We start from the raw sequence: 14,969 nt of genomic DNA, 5'->3' as shown, positions 1-14,969 counted from the left end.
AAGACGCCGGCATAGGGACGATAAAAAGTATCACTCTGGATTAAAGTACACCCTGAGCCAACATGGCGTCAGCCACTTTGACAAAACCAGCGATATTGGCACCATGCACATAGTGTGTTTGTTTGCCTTCACCACCGTAATTGACACAGGATTGGTGGATATCCGCCATGATTTGTTTCAAACGAATATCCACTTTTTCGGCTCTCCAACTCAGGCGTGCGGCATTTTGTGCCATTTCCAGCCCAGAAGTGGCGACACCACCGGCATTGGCTGCTTTACCTGGCGCGAACAGAACACCGGCCTCAAGGAAGGCATCGGTAGCTTGGATGGTGGTTGGCATATTGGCACCTTCAGCAACCGCTTTGACCCCGTTACGAATCAATATTTGTGCTGCATCAAGATCCAGTTCGTTCTGAGTAGCACATGGCAGTGCGATATCTACCGGTACATGCCAAGGCTGTTGGCCTTCCAGATAGGTCAGGCCACGCTCGCGCGCATAGTCAGCCACCCGGCCATAGCGCTGGTTTTTGATTTCGGTCAGATGTGCCAGTTTTTCTCTAGTAAAACCAGCTTCATCAACTACAGTACCGCCAGAATCTGAAACAGTGATCACCCGAGCATTCAGCTCCAAGGCTTTTTCAATGGTGTATTGCGCAACGTTACCCGAGCCGGAAACCGCAACTCGCATCCCTTCAAAACCCAAACCATGGCGCTTTAACATCGAATCGGTAAAGTACACCAGACCATAACCGGTGGCCTCAGGGCGAATCAGACTGCCGCCAAACGACAATCCTTTACCGGTAAATACACAACCGGTGTTGTTGGAAAGCTTTTTCATCATGCCTGCCATAAAGCCCACTTCGCGACCACCTACGCCGATGTCCCCGGCGGGTACGTCAGTATCTGGGCCCAGGTGACGGTAAAGTTCGGTCATTAAGGCCTGGCAAAAACGCATGATTTCGCCCTGGCTTTTACCCTTCGGATCAAAGTCTGAACCACCTTTGCCACCACCCATTGGTAGTGTGGTGAGGGCATTCTTGAAGGTTTGCTCAAAACCCAGGAATTTCAGAATGGAGGTGTTGACTGAAGGGTGGAAACGCATCCCCCCTTTGTATGGCCCAATAGCGGAGTTGAACTGGATACGATAAGCGCGGTTAACGCGAACCTGCCCCTGATCGTCAATCCAACTGACGCGGAACTGAATGATGCGCTCAGGCTCCACCAAACGTTCGAGCAATGCGTAGTCACGATAATGTGGATTGCGTTCGATAAATGGCCACAAGGAGGTAAATACTTCACGAACTGCCTGCAGATATTCTGGTTGATGCGAGTTATGACGTTGTAAAGATTTTAGAAAGGATTCTAGCGATACAGCCTGTTCCATGGATAGCTCCTGTTTAGCATTTTGGTTCCCCTCTTTTAATGATATATCTCACAGTTGGGGGAGGATGTTGTGTCTATACCGACTATAGCACTGAGAGGAGGCTGATTAACAAGCAATAAATGAAGAAAATATGATGAAAAACGCCCGCATTAGGCGGGCGTGGGTATAACGAGGTTGTGAGTGCTTACTTACTTTATTCTTCTTCACGCAATGGCACAATCAGCATATCGATGTGTACCGTATTGATGAGTTGGCGGGCGGAAGACATCAGTTTGCTCCAAAAATCCTGATGGTGCCCACAGAGTACCAAATCCATATCGTACTTTTTGATTGCATCAACCAAGACCTGTGCCAAGTCACCGCTACCACTGAGGGTTTCGGTAATCGGGTAGCCGGCATTTTGCGATAGTTCGCTTAATGCTCGATGGGTTTCTTCAGAAATGCGTTGTTGCATATCGCCAAGATTGACATCAATTAGGCCGGTATACAGGTCGGAATAGTTAACATCAACGTGGATCAGGGAGACTTTGGCATTGTATGGCCGAGCCATTGATACCGCCTTCTCAACCAGGATTTTGCTTTCTGGGGACAGGTCAACCGCGATCAGTATGTGTTTGTAAGCCATAAAAAAACTCCCTCTCTATATATGCCGATTAAAGTGTGCAGGCATTCAGTGTTTCAGCTTGGTGCTTTCATCTCTCCTGCATCATACCATCCAGATAACATCGTGATATGTTGAGGTGATCACAATGCATTGCATCAATGGGTTAGTCGCTAATGCAAAAAAACAGTGTAGCTTGGATGAACTGGGTTAAAAAACGTTATCGGTATTTAACCGCGTTAGTGTCAATGTTTTCATGATAGGTCGGTTTAATATTACTGCATTGTTAAATTTGGCGTTAAGAATTTTAACAATTTTAATAAATTTGATACAACACGCGTGTTCATTTGCATGCCATATTCTACAATAGTGAATATAGCGATTAGCTAGATCATTTCTCCTTAAGCTGACAGAGGCGTCAATTCAATATTATCCACAGCTAGGCTTCTGTGGCGGTTATTGAAGGGGGAAATTCAGGGGTAAAAAATATGCTAGGAGGATGGGAGCCACAGGCTCCGACAGCATTGGGTAAGAAGTAGGGCTGTTGGCTCGGCGGTTGGTCGGGTTAGTACGCCTTGAGGAGGTCATCATGATTAGTACCGTTGCGCTGTTTTGGGCTCTGTGTGTGATATGCGTGGTTAACCTGGCTCGGTATTTATCTTCTCTGCGTGCGCTGTTATTTGTTTTACGCGGCTGCGACCCATTACTATACCAATATGTTGATGGTAGCGGCTTTTTTACGTCCCATGGACAACCCCGCAAACAGATACGGCTGGTGAGCTATATTTTTTCTCAGCGTTATATTGAGCATCATGATCCTGAATTTATTCGCCGCTGTCAGCGGGTACGTGGTCAATTTTTGCTGACGTTGTCGCTGGGGGGATTGGTGATTGTTAGCCTGTCGACGATGGCGGTCTACTATTAGCTCATTAGGTTGATTCAAGCAAAAAAATGGCGGTCAATATGACCGCCGTTTAGCGTTAAATCAGTTTCAGTGCTAGCCAGTAAAGGCCCCCGGAAAGTAGCAGCGACACCGGTAGGGTCAGTACCCAGGCCAGTAGAATGCTCTTCACGGTTTTACTCTGTACGCCACCACCGTCAACGATCATGGTGCCCGCAACAGCGGAAGAGAGCACATGGGTAGTGGATACGGGCATACCGGTGTAGCTGGCAACACCAATTGACAGTGCAGCAGTCATCTGAGCTGATACCCCTTGGGCATAAGTCATGCCTTTCTTGCCAATTTTTTCGCCAATCGTGGTTGCCACTCGTCTCCAACCTATCATGGTACCAATGGACAGCGCCAAGGCGACCGCCACGATAATCCAGGTTGGTGCATACTCGACGGTTTGCAATAAATCGGAACGTAGTTTTTTGAGGAACCGTTGATCATCCGCAGAGATTTCCGGCAGCTTGGCTATTTTTCCTGCCGTATCGGTAACGCACATTAACAGACGGCGCAGATGACTGCGTTGTTCTACCGTCAGTTGGTCGTAACTTTGCAGATTGTCCAACAGGGCCAGAGAACGGTCTATGGCGATCAGCGCGCGTGCACTGTCACAGTGGAACTGAACCGGTTGATTCTCTGTGGGTAGTGTATTCTCAGCAGTGGGTGCCAAGGGGGCTTGTCCGATCACATGAGTCAGCGACTCACCATGCTGCTGGTAGAATTGCTGCAGGTGAACGACAGCATCCCGTGTACGGGTAATGTCATAACCCGTTGCGCTCATATTGAGCACAAAACCGGCCGGGGCAACGCCAATCAGCACCAGCATAATCAACCCGATACCTTTTTGACCATCGTTAGCACCGTGTGAAAAACTGACACCAATAGCGGACATGATCAGGGCGATACGTGTCCAGAATGGCGGCTTACGTTTGCCATCGACCTTTTCACGTTCAGCCGGTGTCATATGAATGCGTTGGCGTTTTTTGGTATTACTCCAGTAATGGCGCAGTATAAATACCATCAAGCCAGCAACCATCATACCCACCAGTGGGGATAAGATCAGCGACAGGAAGATGGCGATCATTTTCGGCACATTCAGTGCGTCCACGACGGAAGTGCTAGTGACGAGTGCATTGGTTAAACCAACACCAATAATCGCGCCAATCAAGGTATGGGAACTGGAAGCGGGCAAGCCAAAATACCAGGTGCCGAGATTCCAGATAATCGCTGCCAGTAACATGGAAAAAACCATGGCTAAGCCTTGTGTTGAACTGACGTTCAGCAACAGATCGGTTGGCAACAGGTGAACAATGGCATAGGCAACGCTCAAACCGCCGAGCATAACCCCAAGAAAGTTGAATACACCAGCCATAACGACCGCAAATTGCGAACGCATAGCGCGAGTATAAATGACAGTAGCAACCGCGTTGGCCGTATCGTGAAAACCATTGATGGCTTCGTAAAACAATACGAACAACAAGGCAATAATTAACATTAGGCTGGTATGAAAATCCAGGCCAGAGAACAAATGTAGCATATAAGTGTCACGCCAGGTTTGTGGACTTGATCGCCGCGCATTATCAGTGACAATGGGTCTCTGGGAAAAGGGAAATATGACGTTTTTTTGACGTGACGATGACAAAAGGTCTCAATGCCTTAGAGTAATCAAATAATTTCAGTATGTTACCGCTTTTTACCTGGGGTAACATTTTCTTGTTCTTCCGTTGGCTTGCTCTATCGATACCTTTACAATCGATCCCATTGAGTTAGCGCGGTGCTGGCAGTGAAACAACAAAAGAGGCTTCGGTGGAACAATTTGATGTGGTAATCATTGGCGCGGGAGCCGCAGGCATGTTTTGTGCTGCTCAGGCCGGGCAACTGGGTCGCCGGGTGCTGCTGCTGGATAACGGCAAAAAACCAGGCCGCAAGATCCTGATGTCCGGTGGAGGGCGATGCAATTTTACCAATATGTATACGGAGCCCGCTGCCTATCTTTCAAATAATCCCCATTTTTGTAAATCCGCATTGGCACGTTATACCCAGTGGGATTTTATCGATCTGATTAATCGCTATGGCATTGCTTACCATGAAAAAACACTGGGGCAACTGTTTTGCGATGATTCTGCACAGCAGGTTGTTGATCTGCTGCTAAAAGAGTGTGAACTCGGTCAGGTGACGATCCGCTTACGCAGTGAAGTCCTGAGTATTAAACAGGGAGAGAGCGGGTTTGAGCTGGCAACCAATAATGGTAGTGTGAGCACTCACTCACTTGTTGTGGCCACCGGGGGACTTTCGATGCCAGGGTTAGGGGCGTCGCCATTCGGTTACCAACTGGCTGAACAGTTTGGTTTAAACGTACTCCCTACCCGAGCTGGGTTGGTCCCCTTTACCTTGCATAAACCGCTACTGGAGCAATCTCAAGTGCTTTCCGGCGTCTCGCTGCCTGCGCTGATCACGGCAGACAATGGCACCCAGTTTCGTGAAAGCATTCTGTTTACCCATCGGGGGCTTTCTGGTCCCGCCGTCTTGCAAGTTTCCAGCTATTGGCAACCCGGTGAGTATGTGAGTGTTAACTTACTTCCTACACTGGATCTGGTGGCGGTTTTGCATGAACAACGACAAGCCCATCCCAACCAGAGCCTGAAAAATACACTGGCGCTGCATCTGCCCAAGCGTCTGGTGGAGTTTCTGCAAACACTGGGGCAATTGCCGGATGTCACATTAAAACAACTGACTCCGGCACAGCAGACAGCCGTGATTGAAAACCTGCAAAATTGGCGCATACAACCCAATGGAACGGAAGGTTATCGTACTGCGGAAGTGACATTAGGCGGCGTAGATACCAAGGAGTTGTCTTCCAAAACCATGGAGGCAAACAAGGTGCCCGGGCTCTATTTTATCGGTGAAGTGGTTGATGTAACAGGGTGGCTAGGGGGCTATAACTTCCAATGGGCCTGGAGTTCTGCCTGGGCTTGTGCACAGGCTTTGGCTGCTGGGCAGAGATAATAACGTTTTCTTTATGGTTAACCTCACGGGTTGATGATTCTCATTTGGCTGAAGCTAACCTAAATCAACGCTCATAAAACCCAGATTATGGTGACTTTTATTCCATCAATTTATCGAGAGTCCCCTGGTTGTTAACGCTGCTCAGGGGCAGTCAATATTTAACCAAAAATTACGATAGATGAGTTATGCAGACAAAGATTTCTGAATAAAACTCAACTATTGCGACCTTTTATAGAGTAAATTCCGATATTCCCCTCTGGTTTGTTAAGTTAATATTAAGTTTTACCAGCCCATCATTAATGTTATCTCTGCTTATCAATGAGTCAATTTGATTGATAATTTACCCATCACTAATAGAAAGATGGATTAGTGTTTTACGTAATTCTATTCGTGATTAAGTAAAAATTTATAGGGGATCATCTAATATATTATGTCGGCTGAATTGATAAATATGCCCTTCTATATCCTATAATGATTTTTTTATTTTTTTGAATTTAAATGCTGTTTTTATTGGTTTTACTATGTTTTTATTCTGATTTTAGTTTGAAATTAAATTGTCACTGTCGCATTTTCTTTATTTTCTCATTTTATTTCGTGGGTATTATTTTTCACTTAAAAATAGATAATGGCTAATATTTCATAAGAATGATTTGGCTGAGTTATTAATGGCGCCATTAAGGTTGATGCGATATCGGGTTTCCTTTCACGAAGTTAATATCATCGAAAATTAAAATTTATCTCTGTGTAAGTCGTCTTTTCGACCGATATCCCTATTGGCTCAATTCGTAGAATTATTCTTTTTTTCTTTTTCGCTCTTGGGAATAACTGCCATGAAAATTTATCTGTACCATAACCTCAATCCGAACCAAATCCCCGGATATGACAAGTTTGTGCAGGCTATCACGGCAGATAATTTTACCCAGGCTGACGTGCGAAAAATTGATACCAATCTCTATCGTGCGCGGCTCAATATACGCGACCGATTACTTTTTTCGTTTTACCGCTACAACCATGAGACGGTTTGCCTGGTGCTGGAGTACCTCCCCAATCACGCCTACCACACCTCACGCTTTATTCGCCAACAGGTGGTGATTGATGAAGAGCGCCTGCAGCCAGTACTGAATCCCGACGAGGTGGAGCCTGAACCGATGGCTTACATCAATGTGACACCGGGCCGATTCTATCGGCTAGATAAAATGTTGTCGTTTGATGATGATCAGCAAGCGTTGTTTGAACATCCTCTACCTTTGGTGATTGTGGGTTCCGCAGGTAGTGGTAAAACGGCATTGGTGCTGGAGAAAATGAAGCAGGCGACGGGGGAGATCCTTTATCTCAGCCTCTCTTCTTTTCTGGTTGAGAAGGCGCAGACACTTTACCGGGCCAGTGGCGAAGAAAATGAATTGCAACAGGTGGATTTTTTCTCCTTGCGTGAGTTTCTGGAGATGCTGAGTGTTCCAGAGGGAAAAGAGGTGACCTTCAATGCGTTTAATTCCTGGTTGCCGCGCAATAAAGTAACGGCCTCTTTGGGGTCGGCTCATACCCTGTTTGAAGAGTTTCGTGGTGTGATTGGTGCCTCGGTATCAGAACAGGGGCCTTTGAGTCGTGAAGCCTATCTGGCATTGGGGATCAAGCAATCTCTTTATCCTGTAGAGGCCCGGGGCGAAGTCTATGTGCTGTTTGAACGCTATGTTGCTTGGTTGAAACAATCTCGGCAGTACGATACCAACCTGCTCAGCCACCAATACTTATCACGTGCAACGCCGAGCTACGATTTTATCTTTATCGATGAAATTCAGGATATGACGCCTATCCAGTTGTTTCTGATACTAAAAACATTACGTACTGCTAACCAGTTTCTGCTCTGTGGTGATGCCAATCAGGTGGTTCATCCCAATTTTTTCTCTTGGAGCAAACTCAAAAGTCTGTTCTTCCAGCATCACCAGGGGAGTGATGCGGGTATCCGGATTTTACAAGCGAACTACCGTAACGCGCCACATGTCACCAACCTGGCTAATCGTCTACTGCAGCTTAAACAAACCCGGTTCGGTGCCATTGACAGAGAGAGTCATTATGTTGTCAAAAGTGGTGGTCAGACTGAGGGCTTTGTCTCCCTGTTAGAAGATAAAAACAGTGTAAAGAAGGAGTTAAACGAAAAAACGGCACGTTCAGCTAACGTGGCCGTTGTGGTGATGCACCCAGAGCAAAAAGAGCTGGCCAGGCGCTGGTTTAAAACTCCGCTGGTGTTCTCGGTTCAAGAAGCCAAAGGGTTGGAATATGAAACGGTGATTTTATTTAACTTAGTGAGCGAAGCCAGCAAGGTGTTCGATGATATCTGTCAGGGTGTCTCTGTTGAGGACCTTGAAGGAGAAGCGCGGCGTTATGCGCGCCCACGTGACAAACAGGATCGCTCAGCGGAAATTTACAAATTCTTTATCAATGCATTGTACGTTGCCATTACTCGAGCTACCCACAATGTTTATCTGGTGGAGCAACGTATACAGCATCCGCTGTGGTCATTACTGGCACTTTCTCACCGTACCAAGGCTGAGGAGCTGCGCGAAGAGTCTTCAAGTTTGGATGAATGGCAAGAGGCTGCCCGTCAATTGGAACGCCAGGGTAAGCAAGAACAAGCCGATGCGATCCGCGAGCAGATAACACAGCAGCAGGGTGTTTCCTGGCAGGTTATTGATCCGGTGATGGTCGGTCTGGGCCAGTGGCCACAACCGATTATTGCAGAGAGCAGCAATAAAGCCTCAACATTACAGGCTGTCAACAGCGATTTAACGCTGGCATAGTTTTGACCTATAACGTTTATGGATGACACCCCAAGGCGACTAGGGACCAAAGCGACGTAAGCAGCAGATAAAATTTATGTATTTTAAAATGCTCTATCTGGGGTGTTCTACATTCCAACGTCATTTTTCCGATGTATGGTATCGCTAATTTTTAATATGTTAGCGAATCAGACTTCAACATCGATACTGGCAGCAACGACAAGACGATCTTGCTGAATGGGTACCCCGGCAGGTTTGTTGCTTCCTCACGGTCACATGGCTGATCATGCTGCGGGCTTCTCATCATTGCGGTCTATTTGCATATGCTGATATTGGTGCAATGTGACTTAAATCAAAAAATGATCTCAGAAACGATTTACTATTGAACAGGGTCTATTATTGATTATGTTCAATTACGTTTAGACGAGGAGTGCTGTGATGCCATGGGGTCATGAAATTCAACAGGCAATTAATTTGTTAGAGGGATGTCAGCACCATAATGCAGACCATCTTCCTTGTCCTGCTAGGGGCGACCAGCCAGGAGCAGTGGGTACCTGCGCAGAAAAAATCATGCCACTGATCATCTTGATTAATGCCTTCGCTGATGTACTGCCGCAGCATCAGGAGTTACATCGTGTAGGTATGAAGCTGGAGGAGAAGGGGTTGATTAAGAAACTGGAGTCGGGGGAGAGTTATAGCCAAAATGCGTTGAGTTATTTGAGTGCTTTGGTTGAGTCTTAGGCCGCTAGCGATAGATCTTGATGGCGCAATTAAAAGTCAAGAATATCAATTATTCGAGTAGCAACCAAAGCCATCGTCTTGCGTAAACAGCAATCGTTGTGTTGTCATTTCTCGGTAGCGTGAGTGACGACGGCATGGTCATGGTATTTCATCAACAGCGGCTGCGGTCAGATTACCGGTTTGCTGTGCCAATTGTAGATAGTAACGTACCCCGGCAATTAGCGCCCGTTCGTCAGGTGAGAAGCAGGCATTATGTAGTGCCGCATTATTAGCTCCCGCTTCGCCGACACCGAGCCAGGCAAAACAGACTGGGGCAATCTGCTGATATTCTGAAAAATCCTCTCCTACTGACATGGGTAAGGCGGCTAGGTGAAATGCCTCTGCCCCCAATGCCAGGCGAGCTGCACGACCTGCCAACTCGCAAAGTTGCGGATCGTTATTGATGGCGCTGTAATCCCACTCATCGAAGCGGATATCGCACTTACAGCGATAAGCCTGTGCGGTGGAATGACAAATACGGGTCATTGCAGTGCGCAGATGCTCGCGGACCTGCGGCGTGAAACTGCGGGTCGTTCCACACAGGCTGGCGCTATCGGGTAGGCGAGCCGTAGAGCCATCACCACATAACAGGCTACACAGAGAAACGACGGCGGCGTCACGCGGGTCTATTTCACGCGCGACGATGCTCTGCAAAGCACCCACTACCGCAGCTGAGGCGACAATCGGGTCGATAGAGAGCTGTGGCATCGAGCTATGTCCCCCTCTGCCTGTAATTTCAATATGAAAAGTATCGCGGTTGGCAGTGGCAATGCCCGGTTTAATCTCGATCTGGCCACTGGGTAGATTTGGCTGCAGATGCAGGGCAAAGAACATCTGAGCTTGGTCCAAACAGCCAGAATCTACCAGCTCTTTGGCACCCCCCGGTGACATCTCCTCCCCACGTTGGAAGATAAAGATCACCTCACCAGCAAGTTGGTCTCTCAGTTGCGAAAGCAGCGCTGCGGCACCCAGTAGCATGGCGCTGTGCCCATCGTGGCCGCAGGCGTGCATGACACCAGGTTGTTGTGAGTCAAAATCACGGTGGTTTTGTTCTACTACGGGTAAGGCATCGATATCAGCCCGCAAGGCAATGGTTGGCCCAGGGTGTTTGCCACGCAGATAAGCGACGACGCCTGTGGGGGCCGGTGTCGTAATATCTATGCCATCGAAAGTGGCCAGTTGTTCGATCAGATAACCGGTTGTCCAGTGTTCCTGGTGAGAGAGTTCTGGGTGACGATGCAAGTCACGGCGCCAACCAATTACCCTTTTTTCTGTTGCTTTCCAGTCAAGTGTCATCATGGTCTATACCTGATTAATCTCCCCGAACGGGGTTTCTTTTTCTCTAAAACCGGGGTCGTTCAACAGGACAAATTTTTACGCCATAGCCAATAAAATCGCTTGCAAATACAAATGATAATCATTACTATCTTTGGTGTTCAGAGACAATATCACTGTCTGATACTGTCTTCCTGAATGCAAGGCATTGCTCACATTGCTTCCCGTGTTTACTTAGCCAGCCCAAGTGCTGGCTTTTTTTTGTTCAGCTATTTCACATTGAGCTCATGCCTTGCTGCTTCCGCTAAGAAGTGACTCCGATCACGGTAAGTAGCTTGATTATCGCGAATATAGTAATCAATGCGCTTAATGAGTACGTCAGGAAGTGCAATATTAATACGCTGTTATTTTCCTTCAAAAGAGGATAAATCAACATCTATAACAAACCATGTATCGTAATCAAGATACTCAGGATTAGCAGAATAGAGCATAAACCCCCCATCCTTAATATCGCTAACTGAATGTTTTCCGCTTAATATCATATCCTCTACCGTCAGCAAGATAGCTTCTCTTGCCATGACTGCGATATCTTCCTGAGAATCAGCAGCCGAGAAACATCCATAATCATAAGCAGAAAATGCCGGAGCAATCATACCGTATGCGGTTTTTTCATCTTTTGGTGTTTCTACACCTACTGAAAATAACATATCAACCTCCAAAGTTGGCGGGGATCAGATCCCCGCCATTCGACTAACTTTATTGTCAACAATCCTTATTCTCTACAAACTTTGAGATAGCTCTCGCCACTTCATTGTTGGTTAACAAACGGTTAATATTTCCCATCAAAACTATATCTAATTTTTTGAATGTATCTGTGCGCTTTTTGCACTTTTATATTTCAATTCCAGCGCTATTCTATAGAAAATGTTGCGGAGAATTGAATATGATTTATTTACGTAAAGGCGCAGATCGCGGTCATGCTAATCATGGTTGGCTGGACAGTTGGCACACCTTTTCATTTGCTAACTATTATGACCCAAATTTTATGGGGTTTTCAGCGTTACGAGTGATCAATGAGGATGTGATCGACGCAGGCCAGGGGTTTGGCACTCACCCCCATAATGATATGGAGATCCTGACTTACGTACTGAGCGGTACGGTAGAACATCAGGATAGTATGGGTAACAAAGAGCAGATTCATGCTGGCGAGTTTCAGGTGATGAGCGCGGGTACCGGTATCCGCCACTCGGAGTACAATGCCAGCCCTGACAACCCGTTGCATCTCTACCAGATCTGGATTATTCCTAATCAGATGGGGTTGCAGCCACGTTATGAACAGCGCCTGTTCGATGAACCTCAGGGGCGACAATTAATTCTGTCGCCGGATGCGCGCGAGGGTTCACTGAAAGTCTTCCAGGATATGACATTGTCGCGCTGGCGGCTGAAAAAAGATCAGCAGTCAGCCTATTCAATGCCGGCTGAACGACGTGTTTGGGTCCAGGTAGTGTATGGCAATGTATCGATTAACGGCCAGCAAGCCGCTACCAGCGATGCGTTTGCAATATGGGACGAAACAACATTGTCGATTGATGCCGCTGAAGACAGTGAGATCCTGTTGTTTGATTTGCCACCCGTTTAGTGGTCGGTGCGTGAGCGCATTGAAGTAATAGCCTGGCGTTGAGCTTAGATGCTACCACCAGGAGCCACCGTGAAACCCACATCCACCATGCGGGGGGAAACGCTCTCTCCTCGCAACCGGGCTAACAGGCGCTCCGCGGCAATTTTTCCCATTTGCTCACGGGGCGTCAGTACACTGGCCAGTTTGGGCATCATCACCTGACCGATGTCATGCCCATGGAAACCGGCAATCGCCATATCTTGTGGAATTGACAACCCCTGACGTTGGCATTCAAATGCGGCACCGATAGCCAGGTCATCATTGGTACAAAAAATACTGTCGATTTGCGGATAGTCCCGCTGTGCTTCCCGTAGCATCTCACCCCCAGCAGAGTAAGAAGAGGAACGATCACTCATGATGCTGTAGGCTTCAAGGCCAGATTCACGCATCGCTTGCTCGTAGCCTTGTTGCTTGATGATAGTCCGTTCATCTTGACGTGCGCCGAAGTACACCACATGACGATGACCGCGGACGATGATTTGCTGCGTCATCTGGCGTGCCGCTTCAAAGTTATTGAACCCTACTGCCAGATCGATGCAAGGTGAGACGCAGTCCATCAATTCCACCACTGGGACGCCTGCGACCTCGATCATCTTTAGGGTCCGGGCGGTATGGTGGCGTTCAGATAGAATCAGGCCATCAATATTATAAGAAAACAACGAGGTCAGGCGCTCTTCTTCCCGCTCAGGTAAATAGCCGTAGTGTGCCAGCATGGTCTGGTAGTTATGTGCATCAGTCACGCTCTCGATGCCACGTAACACTTCAGCAAATACCTGGTTGGTTAATGAGGGGAGCAATACACCAATCGCACGGCTGGTGGCGTTGGAAAGAATATCTGGCGCTCGGTTGGGAATATAGCCAAGTTGGTCCAATGCGCGGGCAATTTTTTGCTGCAAAGCGGCAGAAACCTGATCGGGATGACGCAAATAACGGCTCACCGTCATTTTGGTCACACCAACCTGATCTGCAACATCTTGAAGCACTGGCCGTTTTTTCTTCATTATCAATGGACTGGCTAAACGTAAGTGGGGTATCAGTTTAGCAAAAAAAATGGTCTATCGGTACGTGGATGTCGCAGACGGCATAAAAGCTGGTCTCCTTTTTGGGAGTCATGACTCTTGGACAGGGTTAAGCTGGGGATGATCATTAGCAGCATTACTTGGAAGCGCGGGTTTATCGAATAAATTCACTTTGCGCCTGCGCCAACATTTTGTAAGGTGAATGACAGTAAATTTTATTCACAGAGTTGTTCGCGGCCAGCGCATGCAGTGCAAAGTACGGGCTGGCATGCTTCCTGCTGTTTGGATAACGCTGGGTATCATTCTATTTTTTGCTTTTCCCTGACAGGGGTTGAGCATAGTCATCCTCCAAGGCAGGACTGTAAATATGAAAAACGTTGGTTTCGTTGGTTGGCGCGGCATGGTGGGTTCCGTACTTATGCAGCGCATGATGCAAGAGCACGATTTTGATGCTATTCGCCCGGTATTTTTCTCCACTTCACAGCATGGTGATGCCGCTCCGGCATTCGGTGGTCAACAGGGTACGCTGCAAGATGCCTATGATGTGGAGGCATTAAGTGCACTCGACATTATTATTACTTGCCAGGGGGGGGATTATACCAATCAAGTCTACCCGGAACTGCGTGCAATCGGCTGGCAAGGCTACTGGGTCGATGCGGCTTCTTCACTGCGGATGAAAGATGATGCCATTATCATTCTTGACCCCGTTAACCATGAGGTGATTCAACAAGGGTTGAATCAAGGTATCAAAACCTTTGTGGGGGGAAACTGTACGGTCAGCCTGATGCTGATGTCGTTGGGCGGCCTGTTTGCCAATAATCTGGTGGATTGGGTCTCGGTGGCGACTTATCAGGCGGCATCGGGTGGTGGGGCGCGGCATATGCGTGAACTATTGACTCAGATGGGGATGTTACACGCAGATGTGGCAAAAGAGCTGCAGAACCCAGCCTCAGCAATCCTGGATATTGAACGCAAGGTGACGGAGGCAACTCGCTCCGGCAAATTACCGACCGATAATTTTGGTGTGCCTTTGGCGGGCAGCTTGATCCCGTGGATTGATAAGCAACTGGAGAATGGTCAGAGCCGTGAAGAGTGGAAAGGTCAGGCGGAAACCAACAAAATCCTCAATACCTCTAGCATTATCCCGGTTGATGGTCTGTGTGTGCGCGTTGGTGCACTGCGTTGCCATAGCCAGGCATTTACGCTGAAACTGAAGAAAGATGTCCCGCTGGCTGAAATTGAGCAATTGCTGGCGAACCATAACGACTGGGTTCGGGTGGTCCCGAATGATCGCGAACTGACGATGCGTGAACTGACACCTGCAGCGGTGACGGGCACACTGAATACACCGGTTGGCCGACTGCGCAAACTGAACATGGGGCCGGAGTACCTTTCGGCGTTTACCGTTGGTGACCAGCTGTTGTGGGGGGCGGCGGAGCCGTTGCGCCGTATGCTGCGCATTTTGCTATAACGGTATTGAGTACCACTGGGTAGATAATAATC

At 47.8% G+C, this 14,969-nt stretch carries 11 protein-coding genes and 1 pseudogene; 6 read left to right on the top strand and 6 right to left on the bottom strand.

Translation table 11 applies throughout. The annotated features are described in order from the left end of the window. Nucleotides 1-40: 40 nt before the first annotated feature. Both gdhA and uspA read right to left on the bottom strand, forming a co-directional pair. A complete protein-coding gene (gdhA, locus tag AC2A06_RS10425) occupies nt 41-1,384 on the bottom strand; it encodes an NADP-specific glutamate dehydrogenase (RefSeq protein WP_484380213.1) in 1,344 nt (447 codons plus the stop codon). 193 nt (nt 1,385-1,577) lie between these two features. Further along, nucleotides 1,578-2,009, bottom strand: a complete 432-nt coding sequence (gene uspA / locus AC2A06_RS10420) for a universal stress protein UspA (RefSeq protein WP_037385422.1) — start codon at nt 2,007-2,009, stop codon at nt 1,578-1,580. A gap of 565 nt (nt 2,010-2,574) precedes the next feature. Between uspA and uspB the strand changes: the two genes are divergently transcribed. After that, entirely contained in the window at nt 2,575-2,910 is a 336-nt protein-coding gene (uspB, locus tag AC2A06_RS10415) for a universal stress protein UspB (protein WP_037385425.1), read from the top strand. Between the two features lie 55 nt (nt 2,911-2,965). Here uspB and pitA read toward each other — a convergent pair whose 3' ends face one another. Next, nucleotides 2,966-4,471, bottom strand: coding sequence for an inorganic phosphate transporter PitA (gene pitA / locus AC2A06_RS10410; RefSeq protein ID WP_473196538.1), 1,506 nt, complete (start codon nt 4,469-4,471; stop codon nt 2,966-2,968). Between the two features lie 269 nt (nt 4,472-4,740). On the opposite strand from pitA, the gene AC2A06_RS10405 reads away from it, so the two are divergent. From AC2A06_RS10405 to AC2A06_RS10395, 3 genes are all read left to right on the top strand, one after another. After that, complete coding sequence (locus tag AC2A06_RS10405) at nt 4,741-5,940, top strand: BaiN/RdsA family NAD(P)/FAD-dependent oxidoreductase (RefSeq protein WP_484380212.1); 1,200 nt, start codon at nt 4,741-4,743, stop codon at nt 5,938-5,940. 830 nt (nt 5,941-6,770) lie between these two features. Next, complete coding sequence (locus tag AC2A06_RS10400) at nt 6,771-8,735, top strand: UvrD-helicase domain-containing protein (protein WP_484380211.1); 1,965 nt, start codon at nt 6,771-6,773, stop codon at nt 8,733-8,735. A 417-nt stretch (nt 8,736-9,152) separates the two neighbouring features. Beyond that, nucleotides 9,153-9,455 carry a hypothetical protein gene (locus AC2A06_RS10395; RefSeq protein WP_484380210.1) on the top strand — a complete coding sequence of 101 codons (303 nt, stop codon included), beginning with the start codon at nt 9,153-9,155 and terminating at the stop codon, nt 9,453-9,455. Between the two features lie 138 nt (nt 9,456-9,593). On the opposite strand, the gene AC2A06_RS10390 is transcribed toward AC2A06_RS10395, so the two are convergent. Together AC2A06_RS10390 and AC2A06_RS10385 are read right to left on the bottom strand one after the other, a co-directional pair. Beyond that, the gene (locus tag AC2A06_RS10390) at nt 9,594-10,793 is read right to left on the bottom strand and encodes a M20 metallopeptidase family protein (RefSeq protein ID WP_484380209.1); all 1,200 of its coding nucleotides are present in this window, start codon (nt 10,791-10,793) and stop codon (nt 9,594-9,596) included. A gap of 245 nt (nt 10,794-11,038) precedes the next feature. Continuing rightward, a pseudogene (locus tag AC2A06_RS10385) lies at nt 11,039-11,476 on the bottom strand (type II toxin-antitoxin system HicB family antitoxin). Between the two features lie 236 nt (nt 11,477-11,712). On the opposite strand from AC2A06_RS10385, the gene AC2A06_RS10380 reads away from it, so the two are divergent. Continuing rightward, nucleotides 11,713-12,408 carry a pirin family protein gene (locus tag AC2A06_RS10380; protein ID WP_484380208.1) on the top strand — a complete coding sequence of 232 codons (696 nt, stop codon included), beginning with the start codon at nt 11,713-11,715 and terminating at the stop codon, nt 12,406-12,408. A 44-nt stretch (nt 12,409-12,452) separates the two neighbouring features. On the opposite strand, the gene gntR is transcribed toward AC2A06_RS10380, so the two are convergent. After that, nucleotides 12,453-13,448, bottom strand: coding sequence for a gluconate operon transcriptional repressor GntR (gene gntR / locus AC2A06_RS10375; protein WP_473196544.1), 996 nt, complete (start codon nt 13,446-13,448; stop codon nt 12,453-12,455). Nucleotides 13,449-13,833: 385 nt separating this feature from the next. Between gntR and asd the strand changes: the two genes are divergently transcribed. Next, on the top strand, nt 13,834-14,937 hold the full coding sequence (asd, locus tag AC2A06_RS10370) for an aspartate-semialdehyde dehydrogenase (RefSeq protein WP_484380207.1): 1,104 nt from the start codon (nt 13,834-13,836) through the stop codon (nt 14,935-14,937). Nucleotides 14,938-14,969 lie beyond the last annotated feature (32 nt).

The organism is Serratia sp. HNCC26DJ244, assembly GCF_057180565.1.
The sequence above is the reverse complement of the archived record's forward strand: the minus strand, read 5'-3'. Positions and strand labels throughout refer to the sequence as shown.